25 protein-coding genes are annotated in these 21,043 nt (G+C 73.5%); 20 read left to right on the forward strand and 5 right to left on the reverse strand.

All coding sequences use genetic code 11. The features are described from left to right. Nucleotides 1–26 precede the first annotated feature (26 nt). The 3 genes from IAG42_RS26335 to IAG42_RS26345 all read left to right on the forward strand — a co-directional run bounded on the left by IAG42_RS26335 (nt 27) and on the right by IAG42_RS26345 (nt 3,180). On the forward strand, nt 27–1,007 hold the full coding sequence (locus IAG42_RS26335; RefSeq protein ID WP_188341619.1) for an ABC transporter ATP-binding protein: 981 nt from the start codon (nt 27–29) through the stop codon (nt 1,005–1,007). After that, complete coding sequence (locus tag IAG42_RS26340) at nt 1,004–1,831, forward strand: ABC transporter permease (RefSeq protein ID WP_188339435.1); 828 nt, start codon at nt 1,004–1,006, stop codon at nt 1,829–1,831. The genes IAG42_RS26335 and IAG42_RS26340 overlap by 4 nt, the downstream gene beginning before the upstream one ends. A gap of 671 nt (nt 1,832–2,502) precedes the next feature. Continuing rightward, nucleotides 2,503–3,180 carry a DUF2567 domain-containing protein gene (locus tag IAG42_RS26345; protein WP_188339436.1) on the forward strand — a complete coding sequence of 226 codons (678 nt, stop codon included), beginning with the start codon at nt 2,503–2,505 and terminating at the stop codon, nt 3,178–3,180. A 10-nt stretch (nt 3,181–3,190) separates the two neighbouring features. Here the strand turns inward: IAG42_RS26345 and ybaK are convergent, their stop codons facing one another. The 4 genes from ybaK to IAG42_RS26365 all read right to left on the reverse strand — a co-directional run bounded on the left by ybaK (nt 3,191) and on the right by IAG42_RS26365 (nt 7,254). Next, the gene (gene ybaK / locus IAG42_RS26350; RefSeq protein ID WP_188339437.1) at nt 3,191–3,697 is read right to left on the reverse strand and encodes a Cys-tRNA(Pro) deacylase; all 507 of its coding nucleotides are present in this window, start codon (nt 3,695–3,697) and stop codon (nt 3,191–3,193) included. 19 nt (nt 3,698–3,716) lie between these two features. Further along, nucleotides 3,717–4,493, reverse strand: a complete 777-nt coding sequence (locus IAG42_RS26355; protein ID WP_188339438.1) for an LON peptidase substrate-binding domain-containing protein — start codon at nt 4,491–4,493, stop codon at nt 3,717–3,719. Nucleotides 4,494–4,498: 5 nt separating this feature from the next. After that, nucleotides 4,499–5,512 carry a hypothetical protein gene (locus IAG42_RS26360; RefSeq protein WP_188339439.1) on the reverse strand — a complete coding sequence of 338 codons (1,014 nt, stop codon included), beginning with the start codon at nt 5,510–5,512 and terminating at the stop codon, nt 4,499–4,501. Between the two features lie 161 nt (nt 5,513–5,673). After that, the gene (locus IAG42_RS26365; protein ID WP_188339440.1) at nt 5,674–7,254 is read right to left on the reverse strand and encodes an oxidoreductase; all 1,581 of its coding nucleotides are present in this window, start codon (nt 7,252–7,254) and stop codon (nt 5,674–5,676) included. 211 nt (nt 7,255–7,465) lie between these two features. Here IAG42_RS26365 and hisD point away from each other — a divergent pair, with 211 nt between their 5' ends. The 10 genes from hisD (at nt 7,466) to IAG42_RS26415 (ending at nt 15,288) form a co-directional block, all read left to right on the forward strand. Further along, on the forward strand, nt 7,466–8,791 hold the full coding sequence (hisD, locus tag IAG42_RS26370) for a histidinol dehydrogenase (protein WP_188339441.1): 1,326 nt from the start codon (nt 7,466–7,468) through the stop codon (nt 8,789–8,791). Continuing rightward, the gene (locus IAG42_RS26375) at nt 8,788–9,888 is read left to right on the forward strand and encodes a histidinol-phosphate transaminase (protein WP_188339442.1); all 1,101 of its coding nucleotides are present in this window, start codon (nt 8,788–8,790) and stop codon (nt 9,886–9,888) included. Before hisD ends, IAG42_RS26375 begins: the two co-directional genes overlap by 4 nt. After that, nucleotides 9,885–10,478, forward strand: coding sequence for an imidazoleglycerol-phosphate dehydratase HisB (gene hisB, locus IAG42_RS26380; RefSeq protein ID WP_188339443.1), 594 nt, complete (start codon nt 9,885–9,887; stop codon nt 10,476–10,478). The genes IAG42_RS26375 and hisB overlap by 4 nt, the downstream gene beginning before the upstream one ends. A gap of 2 nt (nt 10,479–10,480) precedes the next feature. Beyond that, a complete protein-coding gene (locus IAG42_RS26385) occupies nt 10,481–10,645 on the forward strand; it encodes a hypothetical protein (RefSeq protein ID WP_188339444.1) in 165 nt (54 codons plus the stop codon). Nucleotides 10,646–10,655: 10 nt separating this feature from the next. Beyond that, entirely contained in the window at nt 10,656–11,303 is a 648-nt protein-coding gene (gene hisH, locus IAG42_RS26390) for an imidazole glycerol phosphate synthase subunit HisH (RefSeq protein ID WP_188339445.1), read from the forward strand. Further along, nucleotides 11,300–12,037 (forward strand): bifunctional 1-(5-phosphoribosyl)-5-((5-phosphoribosylamino)methylideneamino)imidazole-4-carboxamide isomerase/phosphoribosylanthranilate isomerase PriA, encoded by a 738-nt coding sequence (gene priA, locus IAG42_RS26395; RefSeq protein WP_188339446.1) that lies wholly within the window; start codon nt 11,300–11,302, stop codon nt 12,035–12,037. Before hisH ends, priA begins: the two co-directional genes overlap by 4 nt. Further along, nucleotides 12,034–12,444 (forward strand): RidA family protein, encoded by a 411-nt coding sequence (locus tag IAG42_RS26400; protein ID WP_188339447.1) that lies wholly within the window; start codon nt 12,034–12,036, stop codon nt 12,442–12,444. The genes priA and IAG42_RS26400 overlap by 4 nt, the downstream gene beginning before the upstream one ends. Further along, the gene (gene hisF / locus IAG42_RS26405; protein ID WP_188339448.1) at nt 12,441–13,196 is read left to right on the forward strand and encodes an imidazole glycerol phosphate synthase subunit HisF; all 756 of its coding nucleotides are present in this window, start codon (nt 12,441–12,443) and stop codon (nt 13,194–13,196) included. The genes IAG42_RS26400 and hisF overlap by 4 nt, the downstream gene beginning before the upstream one ends. Before the next feature lie 146 nt (nt 13,197–13,342). After that, on the forward strand, nt 13,343–13,921 hold the full coding sequence (locus tag IAG42_RS26410) for an ArsR/SmtB family transcription factor (RefSeq protein ID WP_188339449.1): 579 nt from the start codon (nt 13,343–13,345) through the stop codon (nt 13,919–13,921). Further along, nucleotides 13,921–15,288 carry an MFS transporter gene (locus IAG42_RS26415; protein ID WP_188339450.1) on the forward strand — a complete coding sequence of 456 codons (1,368 nt, stop codon included), beginning with the start codon at nt 13,921–13,923 and terminating at the stop codon, nt 15,286–15,288. Before IAG42_RS26410 ends, IAG42_RS26415 begins: the two co-directional genes overlap by 1 nt. Before the next feature lie 336 nt (nt 15,289–15,624). On the opposite strand, the gene IAG42_RS26420 is transcribed toward IAG42_RS26415, so the two are convergent. Then, complete coding sequence (locus IAG42_RS26420) at nt 15,625–16,260, reverse strand: TIGR03085 family metal-binding protein (RefSeq protein WP_188339451.1); 636 nt, start codon at nt 16,258–16,260, stop codon at nt 15,625–15,627. Nucleotides 16,261–16,343: 83 nt separating this feature from the next. Between IAG42_RS26420 and hisI the strand changes: the two genes are divergently transcribed. The 7 genes from hisI (at nt 16,344) to trpM (ending at nt 20,958) form a co-directional block, all read left to right on the forward strand. Beyond that, entirely contained in the window at nt 16,344–16,709 is a 366-nt protein-coding gene (hisI, locus tag IAG42_RS26425) for a phosphoribosyl-AMP cyclohydrolase (protein ID WP_188339452.1), read from the forward strand. Between the two features lie 11 nt (nt 16,710–16,720). Further along, nucleotides 16,721–18,208 carry an anthranilate synthase component I gene (locus IAG42_RS26430; RefSeq protein ID WP_188339453.1) on the forward strand — a complete coding sequence of 496 codons (1,488 nt, stop codon included), beginning with the start codon at nt 16,721–16,723 and terminating at the stop codon, nt 18,206–18,208. Nucleotides 18,209–18,262: 54 nt separating this feature from the next. Further along, nucleotides 18,263–18,910 carry a TIGR02234 family membrane protein gene (locus IAG42_RS26435; protein ID WP_188339454.1) on the forward strand — a complete coding sequence of 216 codons (648 nt, stop codon included), beginning with the start codon at nt 18,263–18,265 and terminating at the stop codon, nt 18,908–18,910. A gap of 130 nt (nt 18,911–19,040) precedes the next feature. Next, nucleotides 19,041–19,292 (forward strand): HGxxPAAW family protein, encoded by a 252-nt coding sequence (locus IAG42_RS26440; RefSeq protein ID WP_188339455.1) that lies wholly within the window; start codon nt 19,041–19,043, stop codon nt 19,290–19,292. 106 nt (nt 19,293–19,398) lie between these two features. Beyond that, nucleotides 19,399–19,872 (forward strand): DUF2752 domain-containing protein, encoded by a 474-nt coding sequence (locus IAG42_RS26445; protein ID WP_188339456.1) that lies wholly within the window; start codon nt 19,399–19,401, stop codon nt 19,870–19,872. A gap of 119 nt (nt 19,873–19,991) precedes the next feature. Then, nucleotides 19,992–20,801, forward strand: a complete 810-nt coding sequence (trpC, locus tag IAG42_RS26450) for an indole-3-glycerol phosphate synthase TrpC (protein WP_188339457.1) — start codon at nt 19,992–19,994, stop codon at nt 20,799–20,801. 7 nt (nt 20,802–20,808) lie between these two features. Continuing rightward, nucleotides 20,809–20,958 carry a tryptophan biosynthesis modulator TrpM gene (trpM, locus tag IAG42_RS38605; protein WP_384616600.1) on the forward strand — a complete coding sequence of 50 codons (150 nt, stop codon included), beginning with the start codon at nt 20,809–20,811 and terminating at the stop codon, nt 20,956–20,958. The last annotated feature ends 85 nt before the right edge of the window (nt 20,959–21,043 follow it).

Genomic DNA, 21,043 nt, shown 5'->3' on the forward strand with positions numbered 1-21,043 from the left:
ACCCGAATCCGGACGGGGACGCCGTGGTGTGTGCCGTGCGGGGGCTGCGGAAGACGTATCCCGCCGTGCGTGGGCGGCGCGGCGCCCCGGGCACTCCCGAGGTGCGGGCCACGGACGACGTACGGCTCGACATCCGGCGCGGCGAGATCTTCGGACTGCTCGGGCCCAACGGGGCCGGCAAGTCCACCCTCGTGCGCCAGCTCACCGGGCTGATGCGGCCCGACGCCGGCAGCGTCACCCTCCTCGGGCACGACATCGTGCGCCACCCCGAGCGGGCCGCGCGCATCCTCGCCTACCTCGGCCAGGAGTCGACCGCCCTCGACGAACTCACCGTGTCGCTCGCCGCCGAGACCACCGGGCGGCTGCGCGGGCTCAGCCTCGAGCAGGCGCGCTCCGAGCGTGACGACGTCCTCGACGAGCTCGGCCTCACCCCGCTCGCCGCGCGCCCGCTGAAGAAGCTGTCCGGCGGCCAGCGCCGGCTCGCCTGCTTCGCCGCCGCGCTGGTCGGCGAGCGGCCCCTGCTCGTGCTCGACGAACCGACCACCGGCATGGACCCCGTCGCCCGGCGCGCCGTGTGGGGCGCCGTGGACCGGCGGCGTGCCGAACGCGGCACCACCGTCCTGCTCGTCACCCACAACGTCATCGAGGCCGAGACCGTCCTCGACCGGGTCGCCGTGCTCGACCAGGGCCGGGTCATCGCCTGCGACACCCCGGCCGGACTCAAGGAGCGGGTCGCCGGCGAGGTGCGGGTCGAGCTCGTGTGGCGGGAGAAGGCCCCCACCCAGCTGCCCGAGGTGGCCCGGCTGCGGGAGCGGGCCGTCGAGTCCGGGCGGCGCTGGTCGCTGCGGCTCGACCCGGACGCCGCCCGCACCGCCGTCGCCGCCGTCACCGGCGGACCGGCCTTCGACTTCCTCGACGACTTCACGCTCGCGACGCCGAGCCTGGAAGACGTGTATCTGGCGCTCGGCGGGAGCCGCAGCAGCGTGAAGGGCCTGGTGAAGGCATGAGTGGCGTCCCCGCAGCGGCGGTACGGGGGACCGTGGCGGAGTCCGCGCCGGCGGCCGGTTCCGACGTGGCCGCGCTCGCGCCCCGGGCCCGTTTCCTGCCCTCGCTGGCCGCCGTCTACAAAGCCCAGCTCAGCCGTGCCCGGGTGGCCCGGATCCCGCTGCTGTTCGTGGCGACCTTCCAGTCCGTCGGGATCATGATCCTCATGCGCGGGGTCGTCGACCGGGGCGGCGACGAGGCGCGGGCCGTCGTCGCCGGGTCGGCCGTGCTGGTCGTCGCGTTCGTCGCGCTGAACCTGCTCGCCCAGTACTTCGGGCAGCTCCGCGCGGCCGGAGGGCTCGACCACTACGCCACGCTGCCCGTGCCGCCCGCCTCCGTCGTGCTCGGGGCCGCGGGGGCGTACGCCTCGTTCACGGTGCCGGGGACGGTCGTGACGGCGGTCTGCGGCTGCCTCATGTTCGACCTGCCGCTCACTCATCTGTGGGTGCTGGCCGCCGTGATTCCGCTGGCCGGGGCGGCGCTCGCCGGGCTCGGGGCGGCGCTCGGGCTGCTCGCGCCGCGGCCTGAGCTGGCGACGCTGCTCGGGCAGCTCGGGATGTCCGCGGCGCTGTTGCTCGGGGTGTTGCCGGCTGAGCGGATGCCGGTGCTTGTGCAGTACGCGCGGGATCTGCTGCCGTCCACGTACGGGGTCGAGGCGTTCGCCCGGACGTTCGCGGCGCGGCCCGACTGGGGGGTCGTTCTGCTCGACCTCGGGGTGTGTGCGGGTGTGGGGGTTGTGTCGCTGGTGGTGGCTACGTGGGCGTATCGGCGGGCCGCGGTGCGGTGAGCTGCGCTGGGCTGGGGCGGGGCTTCGGCTTCGCGCCGTTGCGGGTTGCCGGCTCGTTGCCGGGTGCGGGTTTCGTCGTGGCTGGTCGCGCAGTTCCCCGCGCCCCTGAAGGGCACGCTTCGCGCGCCCCCAGGGGCGTGTCGGTCGGGTTCCGCGCCGCCGTGGTTGCTCGCGCAGTTCCCCGCGCCCCTGAAGGCGCACTTCGTGCGCTCCAGGGGCCGCGGCCGGTCGCGCCCTCGCGACGGAGTCGCTGATCGGGTACAGACCCGCGCCCCTGAAGGGCACGCTTCGCGCGCCCCCAGGGGCGTGTCGGTCGGGTTCCGCGCCGCCGTGGTTGCTCGCGCCCTCGCGACGGAGTCGCTGATCGGGTACAGACCCGCGCGCCTGAAGGGCACGCTTCGCGCGCCCCGGGGGCGTTCGGTCGGGTTCCGCGCCGTCGTGGTTGCTCGCGCCCTCGCGGCGGAGTCGCTGATCGGGTACAGCCCCGCGCCCCTGAAGGCGCACTTCGTGCGCTCCAGGGGCTGCGGTCGGTCGCGCCCTCGCGGCGGAGTCGCTGATCGGGTACAGACTCGCGCGCCTGGAAGGCGCACTCCGTGTGTCCAGGGGCGGGAGTGGGGGGTGGGGTGGCGTCCGGTGACGCGGGGGGCGGGGAGGCCTGGCACGATGTCAGGGTGACCGCACCGCTGACACCGCCGCCGCATCAGCCCCCGCACGACGACGGGCACCAGGGCCCCTGGCAGGCCCCGGACCCGATGACCGGGCATCTTCCGCCCGTGCCGCCGCGCGAGGACGGACCCGGACTGCGCACCGAGCTGCGCGAGGCGGCCGTCGTGACGGTCGGGGTGGCGCTGTTCGGGCTGGTGCTCGGCGCGCTGTGGCTGTGGCTGGCGCCGCGCGTGCCGCTCGTCTCGGACAGTTCCGCGGTGTACCTGAAGGACACCGAGGGGGAGCAGGCCATCGGCGCCGACGGCACGTTCGCACTGCTCGCGCTCGGGCTCGGCGTCGTGACCGCGACCGCCGTGTTCCTGTGGCGCCGGCGCGGCGGCGTCCCGCTCGTCATCGGGCTGGCCGTGGGCGCGCTGCTCGGCGGCGTGCTGGCCTGGCGGTTCGGCGTGTGGCTCGGCCCCACGCAGGACGTCGCCGCACACGCCAAGGAGCTCGGCAAGGGCGTGGTCTTCGACGCCCCGCTCGAACTGAACGCGAAGGGCGCGCTGCTGGCCTGGCCCCTGTCGGCGATGATCGTGCACCTGGCCCTGACCGGCCTCTTCGGCCCGCGCGACCCGGACCCGTACGCCGGCTACTACACCTCGTACGCCCCGCAGCCGCAGTCGCAGCCCCCGGCCCACTGAGCCCCGGGGCTCAGACCCGGCCCACCGGGGCCAGGACCGCCCCCGTCAGCGCGGCGAGGTCCGCCGGGGAGAGCTCGACCTCCAGGCCCCGGCGGCCCGCCGAGACGCAGATCGTCGCGTGGGACCCGGCCGACGCGTCGATCACCGTGGGGAGCTTCTTGCGCTGGCCCAGGGGCGAGATCCCGCCCCGCACGTAGCCGGTCGTGCGCTCGGCGAGCGCCGGGTCGGCCATCGCCGCGCGCTTGCCGCCCACCGCCGCCGCGAGGGCCTTCAGGTCGAGCTGGCCCGCCACCGGCACCACGGCGACCGTCAGCTTGCCGTCCACGTCCGCGACCAGCGTCTTGAACACACGGTCGGGGGAGACACCCATCGCCTCCGCGGCCTCCTCGCCGTAGGACGGGTGGGCCGGGTCGTGCTCGTACGCGTGGACCGTGAACGCGGTGCCCGCGGCGGTCAGCGCGACCGTCGCGGGGGTGCCCCCGGACTGCGCCTGCTGCTTCTTGGCCTTCTTCGCCACCCTGCCGAATCCTTACGCGTCAGTTCAGGCTCGTCGCCTGGCGGGTCAGTTCCGTCGCCGGGAGGGACGGGAGGTGCCGGATGATCGCCGTCTCGGCGCGCAGCAGCCGCAGCTCGTCGCGCAGCCGGGACGCCGCGTCCGGCGACTGGAGCAGCCGCTGCTTCGTCGGTACGTCGAGCACCGCGGCGGCGGCCACCAGGTAGGAGACGACCGAGGGCTCGTCCGGGAGGTCGGCGCCCGAGGTCATGGAACGCTCACGGGCCCCGGCGAGCCGCTTCTGGTAGGAGCGGAACGCCCGCAGCACCCCCTCCGCGAGGGCGCCCGCCTCGTCGCCGTCCTCCTCGGGCAGCTCCTCCACCTCGGCCGTCAGATACGGGCCCGAGGCGTCCACGGAGTGCAGCTTCACCCGGCGCGTGCCGGTGGCGAGGACCTCGAAGCCGCCGTCGGGCCGCTCGCGGATCGTCGCCGCGTCGGCGATGCAGCCCACGGAGTGGAAGGCCTTGACCGGGTCGTCGCCGAACCCGGCGGCCGGGCCCGCGCCCGCCTCCTTCGTCGTCACGTCGTCCGGCATGCCGGCGGCGCTCGGCGCGACCTCGTGCCCGTCGCGGATCGCGACGACCACGAACTGCCGCGGCTCGTCGGAGACGGCCGGATCGGTGTCGGGGATCTCGGGGGCAGCCTTCAGCAGATCGCGCATCATGGCGCGATAACGCTCCTCGAACACGTTCAGCGGGAGGACGAGTCCCGGGAACAGCACCGAGTTGAGCGGGAAGAGCGGAAGCCGGACGGTGGTCACGACGCTCAAGCGTAATGGGCGCCGGGCGCGCCGGAACCGCCGAGCAGCGGCAAGGACGCCGCGACTTCGAGCCGTACCGTCGCCCGCAGCTCCACGAAGTGCTCCAGCGGGTCCTCCACGAGCCGGTCCCAGGGGAACGACGTCGCGTACGGGCCGATGAGCCGCAGCTGCTCCAGCGCGTCCGGCCAGCGCTCCAGCTCGACCAGGACACAGGTCAGCAGATTGCGCACCTCGGCGGGCCACGGATCGGCCGCCTCGTACGTGCGCGACAGCTCCACGGCGAGGTCGGCGGCCGCGTCGAGCCGGGCCCGCGGAATGTCCTGCGGGGCCCGCGCCGAGGTCAGACAGGCGAGCGCCGCCCGCACCGGCAGCGCCTTGAGGAGCGAGCCGGGCAGCGCGTCCCGCGCGGCGCGCTCGGCGAAGGAGAAGCACTCGGCGTGCGAGCCGTACCAGGCGGCCGACAGGTACTGGAGCGCGGACACATGACAGCCGTAGTGGTGCGGGGAGCGGCGCACCGCCTGCGCCCACAGCTCCTCGAACGCGCCGCGCGGGGCGCCCGCCCCGCGCGCCTGGTCGAGGGCGATCCGCCACGGGACCGGATCGCCGGGCTCCGCCTCGGCGGCGGCCGCGATCAGCGGGGCCACGTCCCGCAGCAGCTCGGCGCGGGCGGGGGAGGCGAAGGCGCGGGCGACGGCCAGCTCGGACTTGACCAGGAGCAGGTCCGGGTCGTGCGGGGCCGCGCCCTGCCAGGCGTCGAACCACTCGGTGCGGGCCGCGGCGAACGTGGCGAACCGGAGCACGTACCGGTCCCGGTTCTCCCACTCGGCCGCCTCCCGGGTGTGGGCGAGCAGCTTGGCGGCCGGGTCGTACTCGCCGCGCCCCGCCGCCACGAGGGCCGGGGCGAGCCGCTCGTCCGGCGCGTCGAGGAGCAGCTCGTCGTCCGGCGGCAGGCCCGCGCCCAGCGGGCCCAGATGACGGATCATGCGCGCCGTGCGGACGAAGGCACCAAGGACGGACATGCCCTGCGCCCTCCCTGTGTGTGACCCGGCGGATGACCGGTGGCTCATTGGTTGCGCAGGGAGGACGGCCTGGGCGCCCCGAAGGTTGCCTCGCCCGGCGCCGATTCCCCGCTGCGGGGGAAGACCCGCACTCAACTACGACGCGTCCGGCTCCGCGGAACTCAACTGCGGCGCAACAGCCTCGTCGCCCCCGCCGCGACCGTGGTCGCCAGGATCCAGCCCAGCAGCACGAGCACCGCGGCCACCCACTGCCAGCCGCCCCGCAGCTGCCAGTATCCCGTCTGGCCGAGATCGATCACCGGCAGGAGCAGGTCGAGGGCGAACAGCGGAGCGCTCCAGTTCGGCGCCTCGCCGTCCTTGATCGGAGGGTGCGCGGCATGGCTGAAGGCGACCGCGCTGACCGCCCAGAGCACCGCCATCCACACCGCGGCGCGCCCGGGCCGGTACCCGTACGCCACCGTCCAGTCCTGGATGTAGCCCCACACCTTCGCCGCGGCCGGCAGCGTCTCGCGGCGGCGGCGCTGCTTGGCGAGCAGCACCTCACGGGCGTCCGCGTCCTCGCCGCTGTTGCGCAGCACCGTGGCGAGCCGCTCGTACGGCTCCGGGTTGTACTCCGCGGTCGCGGCCGCCAGCCAGTCCAGGCGGCGGGAGAGCGGGAAGGTGCCGGACGGGATCAGGTTCTCGTAGACGAAGCCGCCCACGCGCAGCTGGCCGGGGCCGGGCCAGCTGGTCGCCTTGTCGATCAGGTTGACGACCTTCGCGCCGGACAGCACGACCGTCCCGCGCTGCGGCCGCTCCCCGCGGAAGCGCAGCTCCGGGGTCTGCACGCGGCGCAGCGAGACCTCCTGGTCGCTCTCCAGCGTGAAGCGCGCCGAGTCCAGGTCGATGGCGTCGCCGAACCGGCCGTCGTCGAGCCGGACCCCGCCCACGCACTCGAAGCGCTGCACGCGCGTGCCGCGGGCGGGGGTCGAGCCGCTGGTCTGGATCGGATTGCCGACCCCGGCCGGGGTCAGGTAGAGGGTGCGCTCGACGGTCAGCTGCGGTGCGTTCAGGGCGCGCCGCCCATGGGTGTTGCTCAGCCGGCTGCCGCGCAGCGAGAGCGACACCCCGACCACCGCGCCGCGCAGGCTCAGCTCGCCGTGCGTCTCCAGCATCTCCGCCTGGAGGTCCTGGCCGACCGTCATCCCGTCCGCGTTGATCGACTTGCCGTGCCGGTCGCGGAACACCACCGCCTGGTTCAGGAGGAGATCCGTGCCGATGTGCGCGTCCGAGAGCCGCATCCCGTTGTGGAACCGGCAGCGCGGCAGGTGCAGATCGCCCTCGGTGTGCACCCGGGCGCCCTCCAGACGCGGCACCGAGCAGTCCACGAGCCGCACGGTCGTGAACCGCGCCTCCGGGACCCGCACCTCCTTCTCGAAGCGGCACTGCTTCAGCTCGACGTACGGGACGATCGTGCCGCCCGACAGATCGAGCACATCGGTGATCTGCACCCCCTGGAGCTTGAGGGAGGACACCCGGCCGTCGAGCGCGGGCGGCCCGGACAGCAGCAGCCAGGCCACGATCCGCGCCCGCACACTGCGCTCCGGCCCCCAGGCGTGCCCCCCGTGCGGATCGTCCACGGCCAGGTCCCCGGTCCGCAGGTCGTACACGCTCCCGTTGCGGAACGCCTGCCACATGCCGACCTCGGTGGCGGTCAGTCCGTCCGGCACGTCCCCGTTGCCGGTCGTCACGTCGTCGACCACGACTGTTCTGCCTCCCCGTACATCCCTCTGCTTCCCCGTCGTCCCACGCGGCTGATGCCCGCTGCGTGAGCGTCTGAACGCTAGTGGTGAACGACAACCTCCGGAAACCCGACAACGGCCGGATCCGGCCGTGTATCAGGGACCGGCACCGGGCGTATCAGCCACTGGAACGCGACGACGGTCACGATGGGGCGTCTGAGAGACTTGGTATGTGATCTCTCGAATCGATCTGCGTGGCGCCGCCCTCCCCGAGGGCCAGGCCCTGCGCTCGCTGCTGCCCCGTGCCGACTTCGACGTCACGGCCGCCCTGGAGAAGGTGCGTCCGATCTGCGAGGACGTGCATCATCGTGGCGACGCGGCGCTGATCGAGTACGCGGAGAAATTCGACGGCGTGCGGATGGAGTCCGTACGCGTCCCGGCCGAGGCCCTCGAGAAGGCCCTCGCCGACCTCGACCCCGCCGTGCGCGCGGCCCTGGAGGAGTCCATCCGCCGGGCCCGGATCGTCCACCGCGAGCAGCGCCGATCCAGCCACACCACCCAGGTCGTCCCCGGCGGCTCCGTCACCGAGAAGTGGGTGCCGGTCGAGCGCGTTGGCCTGTACGCCCCGGGCGGCCGCTCCGTCTACCCGTCCTCCGTGATCATGAACGCGGTGCCGGCGCAGGAGGCGGGCGTCGAGTCGATCGCGCTCGCGTCCCCGCCGCAGGCCGAGTTCGGCGGTCTGCCGCACCCCACGATCCTCGCGGCCTGCGCCCTGCTCGGCGTCGACGAGGTGTACGCGGTCGGCGGCGCCCAGGCCGTCGCCATGTACGCGTACGGCACCGAGTCCTGCGCCCCGGCCAACATGGTGACCGGCCCCGGCAACATCTGGGTGGCCGCCGCCAAGCGCTACTTCACCGGTCTCATCGGCATCGACACCGAGGCGGGCCCGACCGAGATCGCGGTCCTCGCGGACGCCACGGCCGACCCCGTGCACGTCGCATCCGACCTGATCAGCCAGGCCGAGCACGACCCGCTGGCCGCCGCCGTCCTCGTCACCGACGACGAGGCGCTGGCCGCCGCCGTCGAGCGCGAGCTGGAGCCCCAGGTCGCCGCGACCAAGCACGTCGAGGACCGCATCAAGCCCGCGCTCGCCGGCCGGCAGTCCGCGATCGTCCTCGTCGACTCCCTCGAGGACGGCCTCAAGGTGGTCGACGCGTACGGCGCCGAGCACCTGGAGATCCAGACGGAGAACGCGTCGGAGATCGCCGGGCGCGTGCGCAACGCGGGCGCGATCTTCGTCGGCCCCTGGGCGCCGGTCTCGCTCGGCGACTACGCGGCGGGCTCCAACCACGTCCTGCCGACCGGCGGCTGCGCCTGCCACTCCTCCGGCCTGTCCGTCCAGTCCTTCCTGCGCGGCATCCACATCGTCGACTACACGAAGGACGCCCTCGCCGAGGTCGCCCACCACGTGGTGACGCTCGCCGAGGCCGAGGACCTGCCCGCCCACGGCGCGGCGATCAAGGCCCGCTTCGAGTGGAAGGTCCCGAAGAACCAGTGACCCGGATCGACGACCTCCCCGTACGGGACGAGCTGCGCGGCAAGTCCCCGTACGGCGCACCGCAGCTGGACGTGGCCGTCCGGCTGAACACGAACGAGAACCCCTATCCGCTGCCCGAGCCGCTCGTGCAGCGGATCGCCGAGCGCGTCGCGGACGCCGCCCGCAACCTCAACCGCTACCCGGACCGGGACGCGGTCGAGCTGCGCACCGAGCTCGCCCGCTACCTCACCCGCACCACCGGGTACGAGGTGACGTACGAGCAGGTCTGGGCGGCCAACGGGTCGAACGAGGTGCTCCAGCAGATCCTCCAGGCCTTCGGCGGCCCCGGCCGCACGGCCCTCGGCTTCGAGCCCTCGTACTCGATGCACCCGCTGCTCGCCCGCGGCACCAACACGGGCTGGGTCAGCGCCCCGCGCAAGGACGACTTCTCGCTGGACGTGGACGCCGCCGCCGAGGCGATCCGCACCCACAAGCCGCACGTCGTCTTCATCACCAGCCCCAACAACCCGACGGGCAACGCGGTGGCCCGCGAGGACGTCCTCGCCCTGTACGAGGCCGCAGGACCGGGCGCGATCGTCGTCGTCGACGAGGCGTACACCGAGTTCAGCCACGGCGCCTCGCTCCTCGAACTGATCGAGGGCCGGCCGAACCTCGTCATCTCCCGCACCATGTCGAAGGCCTTCGGTGCGGCCGGGCTGCGCCTCGGCTACCTCGCCGCCGACCCGGCCGTGGTCGACGCGGTGCAGCTGGTGCGTCTGCCCTACCACCTGTCGGCCGTCAACCAGGCGACGGCGCTCGCCGCCCTGGAGTACACCGACACGCTCCTGAGCTACGTGGAGCAGCTGAAGGCCGAGCGCGACCGCGTGGTCGCGGAGCTGGAGACGCTCGGCTTCGATGTGACCGTCGCCGACGCGAACTTCATCCAGTTCGGCGTCTTCGAGGACCCGCACGCCGTCTGGCAGTTCGTCCTCGACCGCGGCGTCCTGATCCGGGACAACGGCGTGCCCGGCAGGCTGCGCGTCACCGTCGGCACCCCCGAAGAGAACGACGCGTTCCTGGACGCGGCCCGTGAAGTGATGAAGGAGTTCGGCGCATGAGCCGCGTAGGACGAGTAGAACGCACGACGAAGGAGACCTCCGTCCTCGTCGAGATCGACCTCGACGGGACCGGAAAGGTCGACGTGTCGACCGGGGTCGGCTTCTACGACCACATGCTCGACCAGCTCGGCCGCCACGGCCTGTTCGACCTCACGGTCAAGACCGACGGCGACCTGCACATCGACTCGCACCACACCATCGAGGACACCGCCCTCGCCCTCGGCGCCGCCTTCAAGCAGGCGCTCGGCGACAAGGTCGGCATCTACCGCTTCGGCAACTGCACGGTCCCGCTGGACGAGTCCCTCGCCCAGGTCACCGTCGACCTCTCCGGCCGCCCCTACCTCGTGCACACCGAGCCCGAGAACATGGCGCCGATGATCGGCGAGTACGACACGACGATGACCCGGCACATCCTGGAGTCCTTCGTCGCGCAGGCCCAGATCGCCCTGCACGTCCACGTCCCGTACGGGCGCAACGCGCACCACATCGTGGAGTGCCAGTTCAAGGCGCTGGCCCGGGCGCTGCGCTACGCCTCCGAGCGCGACCCGCGGGCGGCGGGCATCCTTCCCTCGACGAAGGGCGCCCTCTAGTCATGAACGGCCTCGCGACCGTCCTCATCGTCCTCGGCCTGTTCCTGCTCGGCGGCGTCTACTCGTTCGTCAAGCAGGGCATCGGCAAGAGCGTCATCACGCTCCTCGCGGTCAGTGCGGGCTTCTGCCTGCTCGCGGGCGTGCTGCGGCTCGACTACTGGAATTGATCCGGCTGACATGACCGCCACACCACAGAAGAAGATCGTCGTCTTCGACTACGGGTTCGGCAACGTCCGCTCCGCCGAGCGGGCCCTGGCCCGCGCGGGCGCCGACGTCGAGATCACCCGTGACTACGACAAGGCCATGAACGCCGACGGGCTGCTCGTGCCCGGCGTCGGCGCGTTCGCCTCCTGCATGCAGGGCCTCAAGGAGGCGCGCGGCGACTGGATCGTCGGCCGCCGCCTGTCCGGCGGGCGCCCCGTGATGGGCATCTGCGTCGGCATGCAGATCCTGTTCGCGCGCGGCATCGAGCACGGCATCGAGAGCGAGGGCCTCGACGAGTGGCCGGGCGTCGTCGAGCCCCTCAAGGCCGAGGTCGTCCCGCACATGGGCTGGAACACGGTGGACGCCGCGCAGGGCTCCCAGCTGTTCGCCGGCCTCGACACCGACGAGCGTTACTACTTCGTGCACTCCTACGCGGTCCAGAAGTGGGACCTGGAAGTGCACAACCCGAACCTGCGCGCACCGAAGGTCACCTGGGCCACCTACGGCGAGCCGTTCGTGGCCGCCGTGGAGAACGGCGCACTGTGGGCCACGCAGTTCCACCCCGAGAAGTCCGGCGACGCCGGAGCGCAGCTGCTCAAGAACTGGATCTCCGTACTGTGACCGCATCCCAGCACAAGCTCGAACTCCTTCCCGCCGTCGACGTCCGCGACGGCCAGGCCGTCCGCCTCGTGCACGGCGAGTCCGGCTCCGAGACCTCCTACGGCTCCCCGCTGGAGGCCGCCCTCGCCTGGCAGCGCGCCGGCGCGGAGTGGCTGCACCTGGTCGACCTCGACGCCGCGTTCGGCACCGGTGACAACCGCGCGCTGATCTCCGAGGTCGCCCGCGCCATGGACATCAAGGTGGAGCTGTCCGGCGGCATCCGCGACGACGACTCCCTCGCCGCCGCCCTCGCCACCGGCGCCACCCGCGTCAACATCGGCACCGCCGCCCTGGAGGACCCCGAGTGGGTCGCCAAGATCATCGCCGAGCACGGCGACCAGATCGCGGTCGGCCTCGACGTGCGCGGCACGACCCTGCGCGGCCGCGGCTGGACCCGTGACGGCGGCGACCTGTACGAGACGCTGGCCCGCCTCGACAAGGAGGGCTGCTCCCGCTACGTCGTCACCGACATCGCCAAGGACGGCACGCTCCAGGGCCCGAACCTGGAGCTGCTGCGCAACGTGTGCGCGGCCACCGACCGCCCGGTCGTGGCCTCCGGCGGCGTCTCGTCCCTGGACGACCTGCGGGCCATCGCCGAGCTCGTCCCGCTCGGCGTCGAGGGCTCCATTGTCGGCAAGGCGCTGTACGCCAAGGCCTTCACCCTCGAAGAAGCCCTGGCGGCGGTCTCGTCATGACCGGTGCCGTGCGCCGCGTGCAGTCGGGGGCGCCGTGGGAGGAGACCTTCGGGTACGCGCGCGCCGTCGAACTGCCCACCGGTCTCGTCCTGGTCTCCGGCTGCACCTCGGTCGTCGACGGCGTGATCGCCGCCGGCGGCCCGTACGAGCAGGCGATGAACGCCTTCGCCGTCGCGTTCGACGCCCTCGGGCAGCTCGGCCTCGGCCGTGAGGACGTCGTGCGCACGCGCATGTACGTCACCCACGCGCGGGACACGGACGAGGTGGGCCGGGCCCACAAGGAGCTGTTCGACACCGTCCGCCCCGCCGCGTCCATGATCATCGTCTCCGGATTCGTCGACCCCAGCCTGGTCGTCGAGGTCGAGGTGGAGGCGTTCCGGTCCGATTCAGGAGCACCCTCAGCATGAGCCTCGCCGTACGCGTCATCCCCTGCCTCGACGTGGACAACGGCCGCGTCGTCAAGGGCGTCAACTTCCAGAACCTGCGCGACGCGGGCGACCCCGTCGAGATGGCGAAGGTCTACGACGCCGAGGGCGCGGACGAGCTGACGTTCCTCGACATCACCGCGTCCTCCGGTGACCGCGCGACCACGTACGACGTGGTGCGGCGCACCGCCGAGCAGGTCTTCATCCCGCTCACCGTGGGCGGCGGCGTGCGCACCGCGGACGACGTCGACAAGCTGCTGCGGGCCGGCGCCGACAAGGTCGGCGTCAACACGGCGGCCATCGCCCGGCCGGACCTGATCCGGGAGATCGCCGAGCGCTTCGGCCGCCAGGTCCTGGTCCTCTCCGTGGACGCCCGCCGCACCGAGTCGGGCTCCTTCGAGGTGACGACCCACGGCGGGCGCCGCTCCGCCGGGATCGACGCGGTCGAGTGGGCACACCGGGCCGCCGAGCTGGGCGCGGGGGAGATCCTGCTCAACTCGATGGACGCCGACGGCACGAAGGACGGCTACGACATCGAGATGATCGAGGCCGTGCGCAAGCACGTGTCCGTGCCGGTGATCGCCTCCGGTGGCGCCGGACGCGTCGAGCACTTCGCGCCGGCCGTCGCGGCGGGCGCGGACGCGGTGCTCGCGGCGTCCGTCTTCCACTTCGGCGATCTGCGGATCGGCGACGTGAAGTCCGCGCTGCGCGAGGCGGGCCACCCGGTCCGGTAAGCGTCGCGCACACGAGCGCCCTCGAAGCGCCCCCGAAGGCACTGCCTCCGGGGGCGCTTCGCTTTGGCCCGGCAGCGCGGAACTGCGAAAGAAAAGTTGTGCAACATATCTTGTGCAAGTTTTCTTTCACATCTAGTGTCAGGGGTATGACGGAATACCGCCGCATCACCGATCTCGCCACGCTGAAGGCCTTCGGGCACCCGCTGCGCATGCGCCTCTACGGCGCGCTCTACATGCGCGGCACCGCCACCGCCTCGCACCTCGCCGAGGAGCTCGACGACGGCACGGCGGTCTCCCTCATCAGCTACCACCTGCGCAAGCTCGCCGAGCACGGCCTCATCGAGCCCGCCGAGCCCGAGGGCGCCGACGGCCGCGAGCGCTGGTGGAAGCCCGCGCAGGAAGCCCTGCGCATCGACAGCTCCGACTTCCGCGACACCCCCGAGGGCTCCGCGGCCCACACCGCGCTGTCCCGCGTCATGTACGAGCAGCGCCGTGACCACTACCTGCGCTTCCTCGACCAGCGCGCCGGCTGGAGCCCCGACTGGCAGGACGCCCACGACAGCTCCGACTTCCTGGCCCGGCTCACCCCCGCCGAGCTCAAGGAGATGACCGCCGAACTGCACGCCGTCATCGACCGGTACACACAGGCGGGCAAGGCCGCCGACCCCGAGGGCCGCGAGACCGTCGCCGTGCACCTGTACGCCTTCCCGCTGAGGAACGCGTGATGGCCGCCCTCCTCGACGCGCGGGCCGCGCGCCGCCGCTTCGTCGCGGTCAACTTCCTGTTCTGGTTCCCCGTCGGCCTCTCCATCCCCGTACAGGTACTGCTCCTCGTCGACCGGGGCGTGTCCGTCGCGACCGTCGCCGCCCTGTTCGCCGTGCACTCCCTGACGGCCGCCGCGCTGGAGCTGCCCACCGGAGGGCTCTCCGACGTCATAGGCCGGCGTGCCGTGCTCGCCGCCTCCGGCGTGCTCGCCGTCGTCGCGATCACCCTGACCGCCCTGGCCACCGCCACCTGGGTGTTCGCCCTCGCCATGTTCCTCAAGGGCGCCGGACGCGCCCTCAACAGCGGGCCCGCCGAGGCCTGGTACGTCGACACCGTGCACGCGGACCTCGGCCCCGACGCCGACCTGCGCGACGGCCTCGCCCGCGGCTCCGCCGCCTCCTCCGTCGCCCTCGCCCTCGGCACGATCCTCGGCGGCCTCGTGCCCTGGCTGCTCGGCCTCGGCCCCGACCTGGGCGCCCGGCTGGAGCGCGCCACCGGCGGCCTCGTCACGCCGCTGTCCGTGCCGCTCCTCGCGGGCGCCACCTGCTGCGTGCTCTACGTCGTCCACGTCCTGGTCGCCCTGCCCGAGCCGCCGCGCCCGTCGACCGGCCTGCGCGCCGTCCTCGCCGACGTGCCGCGCACCGCCCGCGCCGGCATCCGGCTCGCCACCCGCGACGTCATGGTCCGGCGCATCATGCTCACCATGGCCGCCGCCGGAAGCGCCCTCGGCGTCGTCGAACTGCTCACCCCGTCCCGCTCCGCCGACGCGACCGGCGGCGCCTCCTCGGGCGCCGTCCTCTACGCCGGTCTGGCCTGCGCCGGATTCACCGCCACCGCGCTCGGAAACCGGCTCTCCCCCTGGGTGGCCCGCGTCGCCCGGAGCGGGGAGCGCGCCATCCTCGCCGCCGAGCTGACCATGCTGCTCGGCCTGGCCGTGCTCTGCGCGACCGCCGCGACCGACACCGCCGCCCCGGCCGTCGCCGGCTACGTCCTCGTCTACGTGGGCCTGGGCCTCGCCTCGCCCTGCCTCAACGACTTCCTGCACCGGCGCACCGACAGCTCCGGCCGCGCCACCGCGCTCTCCGTGCAGTCGCTCGCCCTCCAGCTGGCCGGCGCCCTCAGCGGCCTCGTCGCGGGCGCCCTGCCCGGCGGCCCCGCCGCCTGGCTGCCCGGCGTCGTGGGCGTGAGCGCCGGAGCCCTGCTCTGGCTCCGCGCCCGCACCACTCCGAAGGCCACGCCGGCCGAGGCCGCGCCGGACAGCGAGAGCCCCGTCGGCGGAGAGACGTCGGGTGCGCCCGCACGCGGTGCCGTGGAAGCGCCCCGATAGCACCGCCGCCGGAGCCGCCCGGCTCCGTACGACCGGCCCGCGCCGTCCGTGACCGCCAGGGGCGTCGCGGGCGCGAGCGCCGGAGCCCTGCTGTGGCCCGCGCCCGCGCGACCCCGAGGGGCACGCGGCCGAGGCCGTGCCAGACAGGGAGCGTCCCGCCGGGGAGCAGGCGGCGCCGGGCACGCGCGCGACGCCATGGAAACGCTCCGGTAGCACCGCCACCGGAGTGGCCCCACCCCGTCGGGCCGCGCCTAGGGCCTTTCTTTCGGATCCGGCTGGGCTCGCGGGGCGTGGCACGCCCCGCTCCCTGATCCAGCCTGATCCGAAAGAAAGGCCCTAGATCCCCAGCGCCTTCGTCTCGCTCAGCCGCGTGATCGCCGCCTCGTCGCCCTCGACCTGCACCTTCGCCGAGGACTGACGGCCCATGGTGAACATCAGCAGCTCCGGCGGCTCCCCGGTCACCGTCACCACCGGGGTGCCGCGGTGCGCGACCGCCGTCCGGCCGTCCGGGCGGCGCAGCACCAGGCCCACCGGCAGCTTGCGGCCCATCACCCGCGCCATCTTCTCCAGCCGGGACCAGAGCACGTCCGAGAACACCGGATCCAGCTCCCGCGGGCTCCAGTCCTTCTGCGCCCGGCGGACGTCCTCCGCGTGGACGTAGAACTCCACCGCGTTCGCCGCCTCGTCGATCTGCTTCACCGAGAACGGGGAGAACCGCGGCGGACCGGTGCGGATGAGCTGGATCAGCTCCTCGTACGGCTTGTCCGCGAACTCGGCCTGCACCCGCTCCAGACGCGCGGCCAGCGGCTTCACGAACGCGCCGCCCGCCGCGTCCGGACGGCGCTCGCGCACCACCACATGGGCGGCGAGGTCCCGGGCGTTCCAGCCCTCGCACAGGGTCGGGGCCTCAGGGCCCGCGGCCTCCAACAGATCGGCCAGCAGGAGCCGTTCACGCTTGGCATGGGTCGACATGTCCGCCAGCCTACGACCGCCCCCACCGTCCGGACAGTGGACCACCCCCGGTCGGCGCGGCCCGGCGCGGCACAATGGTCCCCATGACCAGCGCCTCCCGCCCCAGCGACCTCGACCCGGCCGTCGCCGCCCGCCTCAAGCGCAGCCCCGACGGCCTCGTCCCCGCCATCGCCCAGCAGTACGACACCGGCGAGGTGCTCATGCTCGGCTGGATGGACGACGAGGCGCTGCACCGCACGCTCACCACGGGCCGCGCCACCTACTGGTCGCGCAGCCGTCAGGAGTACTGGGTCAAGGGCGACACCTCCGGTCACGTCCAGCACGTGAAGGCCGTCGCCCTCGACTGCGACGCCGACACCGTCCTCGTCAAGGTCGACCAGGTCGGCGCCGCCTGCCACACCGGCACGCGCACCTGCTTCGACTCCGACGTCCTCCCCCTCAGCCAGTAAGGTCGGCGGCCATGGACCTCGAGACCTTCCGCAAGCTCGCGACCGACCGCCGCGTGATCCCCGTCAGCCGCAAGCTCCTCGCGGACGGCGACACCCCCGTCGGCCTGTACCGCAAGCTCGCCGCCGAGCGCACCGGCACGTTCCTCCTGGAGTCCGCGGAGAACGGCCGCTCCTGGTCCCGCTACTCGTTCGTCGGCGTGCGCTCCGCCGGTACCCTCACCACCCGCGACGGCCAGGCCCACTGGCTCGGCACCCCGCCGGTCGGCGTCCCCGTCGACGGCGACCCGCTCGCCGCCCTGCGCGCCACCGTCGAGACCCTCCACACCCCGCACCACGAGGGCCTGCCCCCGTTCACCGGCGGCATGGTCGGCTACCTCGGCTACGACATCGTGCGCCGCCTGGAGAAGATCGGCCCGGGGGAGCGCGACGACCTGAAGCTCCCCGAGCTCACCATGCTGCTCACCAGCGACCTCGCCGTGCTCGACCACTGGGACGGCTCGGTCCTGCTGATCGCCAACGCGATCAACCACAACGACCTCGACACCGGCGTCGACGAGGCCTACGCCGACGCCGTCGCCCGGCTCGACGCGATGGAGGCCGACCTCGGCAAGCCCGTCGAGTCCGCCCCCGCCGCGCTCCCGCCCTCCGAACTGCCCGAGTACACGGCCCTGTGGGGCGGCAAGCAGTACCAGGACGCCGTCGAGGACATCAAGGAGCGCATCCGCTCCGGCGAGGCCTTCCAGGTCGTCCCCTCGCAGCGCTTCGAGACCCCGTGCACCGCGAGCGCCCTCGACGTCTACCGGGTCCTGCGGGCCACCAACCCGTCGCCGTACATGTACCTGTTCCGGTTCCCCGGCGGGGACGGAGGCGCCTTCGACGTCGTCGGCTCGTCCCCCGAGGCCCTCGTCAAGGTCGAGGACGGGCGCGCCATGGTCCACCCCATCGCCGGGACCCGGCCGCGCGGCGCCACCCCGCAGGAGGACCAGGCCCTCGCCGACGAGCTGCTCGCCGACCCCAAGGAGCGCGCCGAGCACCTCATGCTCGTCGACCTCGGGCGCAACGACCTGGGCCGGGTCTGCGAACCGGGCTCCGTCGAGGTCGTCGACTTCATGTCCGTCGAGCGGTACTCGCACGTCATGCACATCGTCTCGACCGTCACCGGCCGGGTCGCCGAGGGCCGCACCGCCTTCGACGTGCTCACCGCCTGCTTCCCCGCCGGCACCCTCTCCGGCGCGCCCAAGCCCCGCGCCATGCAGATCATCGACGAGCTGGAGCCGTCCCGGCGCGGCCTGTACGGCGGCTGCGTCGGCTACCTCGACTTCGCGGGCGACTCCGACACCGCCATCGCCATCCGCACCGCCCTGCTGCGCGACGGCACCGCCTACGTGCAGGCCGGTGCCGGCGTCGTCGCGGACTCCGACCCGGTCGCCGAGGACACCGAATGCCGTAACAAGGCGGCGGCCGTGCTGCGCGCCGTACACACCGCGAACCGGCTGTGAAGTGACGCACGACTCCCACCCCCGGCGCCCGCACACCTGGACCGAGGGGCGATAGTGGAGTACGTGACTGCCGTACCGCACCCCCGCACCGAAGCCGCCGACACCGGGCCGAACCGGACCGGCCGGCGCAGCCTCGGCGTCGCGCTGCTCTTCGGCGCGGTGGGCGCCGCCGTCGCGCTGCTCGCCTCCCGCCAGGAATGGTGCTCGGGCGTCGCCGCCGTCGCGGGCGGCCGACTGCCGCTCACCGCGAAGGGCAGCGACGTCACCGGGGTGCCCGCGGCCCTCGCGATCGTCGGGCTCGCCGCCCTCGTCGCCGTGTTCGCCGTGCGCCGCGTCGGCCGCGTCCTGGTCGCCGCGCTGCTCGCGCTCAGCGGCGCGGGCGCCGTCGCCGCCGCCGTGCTCGGCGCGGGCGACAGCTCCGCCCTCGACGAGAAGGCCGCCACGGCCGCGGGCGACGCGTCCACCACCATCGACGCCCTCTCGCACACCGCCTGGCCGTACGTCGCGGCAGGCGGCGGCGCGCTCCTCCTGATCGCCGGCATCCTCGCCGTCGTCTACGGCGCGGCCTGGCCCTCGATGGGCGGCCGCTACGAGCGCTCCGGCGCCCCGCGCGCCCGCAAGGCGAAGGCCGTCGACCCGGACCGCCCCGAGGACCTGTGGAAGGCCCTGGACCGCGGCGAGGACCCCACCGGCACCGCCTAGACCCCGCCGGTCACCCCACAGACCCCCTGTACATCGCCGTCCGGCGCGTACGGGACAATGGACCCTGAACGTCGTACGCCCTGCGTGCGCATGGGCCGTAAGAACACCCATCAGCAATGAGGAGCAAGCCATGGCGGATGCCAGCCACGGACACACCCCGGCCGCCTGGACCGGTGTCATCATCGCCTTCGTCGGTTTCATCGTCGCCGGCGCCTTCATGGTGATGGGCAGCGTCGCCGGTTTCTGGGCCGGCATGGCCCTGCTGGCCGTCGCCGCCGTCGTCGGTGGAGTGATGCACCTGGCCGGCCTCGGCAAGCCGCGCCGCGCCGAGCTGCAGATGCCCGCGGTCGCAACGCCGCAGGCCGCCGGCTCGGAGGCCTGAGCCCCGGTACGCCCCGCGGGGGCGGTACGGCGCGACACGCGCGCCGTACCGCCCCTTTCGCGTTCCCGGGCGGGCGCGCCCCGCACCGCCGGGCCACAATGCACGGGTGACCGTCGACAGCAGCGCACCGGCGAGCGACCGGACGAGCGAACCCCGGGCTGCCGCCCCCGGCACCTCCGCCCGCGCCGCCCTGCGCCGGACCGCCGTCCCCGCCGGCATCCTCGCCGGAGTCGTCGCGGCCTTCGGCTACGTGGCCGCCGTCGACCCGAACGAGCCGGGCCACTACCCGGCCTGCCCGTTCCTCCAGCTCACCGGCGCCTACTGCCCCGGCTGCGGCGGCCTGCGCAGCGCCCACGCCTTCGCGCACGGCGACCTCGCGACGGCCCTCGGGGCCAACGCCCTCGCGGTCGCCGGCTACGCCCTCTTCGCCGTCCTGTGGGCCGTGTGGGTGATCCGCGCCGCCCGCGGCAGACCGCTCGGACTGCGGCTCGGCCGGGTGCACCTGTGGGCGGCCGGCACCGTCGTTCTCGCCTTCACCGTGGCCCGCAACCTGCCGTTCGGAGCCTTCCTGCACCCCTGACCCCGATGTCCACCCAATGGGACCGGAGTCAACCGGATGCGGAGCCTTCGCCCTCCTGCGGATACCATCACAGTGACCAGCCGGTTGCCCGGGGAACTGCCAGAAGGGAGTCCGCTCGCGTGAGTGTGCTCGACGAGATCATCGACGGAGTCCGTGCCGACCTCGCGGAACGGCAGGCGCGCGTCAGCCTCGACGAGCTCAAGGAGCGCGCGGCGAAGGCTCCCGCGGCCAAGGACGGGGTCGCGGCCCTGCGCGGCGACGGCGTCAAGGTCATCTGTGAGGTCAAGCGGTCCAGCCCCTCCAAGGGCGCGCTCGCCGCGATCGCCGACCCGGCCGGACTCGCCGCCGACTACGAGGCGGGCGGCGCCGCCGTCATCTCCGTCCTCACCGAGCAGCGGCGCTTCGGCGGCTCCCTCGCCGACCTCGAGGCCGTCCGCGCCAAGGTCGACATCCCGGTCCTGCGCAAGGACTTCATCGTCACCTCGTACCAGCTGTGGGAGGCCCGCGCGTACGGCGCCGACCTCGCCCTGCTGATCGTCGCCGCCCTGGACCAGCCCGCCCTGGAGTCCCTCATCGAGCGCGCCGAGTCCATCGGCCTCACCCCGCTCGTCGAGGCCCACGACGAGGACGAGGTCGAGCGCGCGGTCGACGCCGGGGCCAAGGTCATCGGCATCAACACCCGCAACCTGAAGGACCTCACGGTCGACCGCGGCACCTTCGAGCGCGTCGCCCCGGACATCCCGGACCACATCGTCAAGGTCGCCGAGTCCGGCGTGCGCGGCCCGCACGACCTGATCGCGTACGCCAACGCGGGCGCCGACGCCGTGCTCGTCGGCGAGTCCCTCGTCACCGGCCGCGACCCCAAGGCCGCCGTCGCCGACCTCGTCGCCGCGGGCGCCCACCCGGCGCTGCGCCACGGAAGGGCCTGACCTCCGCATGCCGATCGCCGCCCGTCTCGCCCCCGGCTGCCGCCCCCGCGGCTGCCGGGCGCCTGCGCGACGCGTGCGCGGCCGCCGGGTCCGCTACCACATCGGCTCGGAGCCGGGCCAGATCAACGGCATGCGATGGTGCGGGGCGCCTGCATAGAGCGCCCCGTAGGGGCGCGGGGAACTGCGCGACAAGCCACGACGGTGTAGCAGTCGCGTACGTGCCCGTATGTCTACGGCGCGTA

The sequence above is a fragment of the Streptomyces xanthii genome, from assembly GCF_014621695.1.
Classification (GTDB): domain Bacteria; phylum Actinomycetota; class Actinomycetes; order Streptomycetales; family Streptomycetaceae; genus Streptomyces; species Streptomyces xanthii.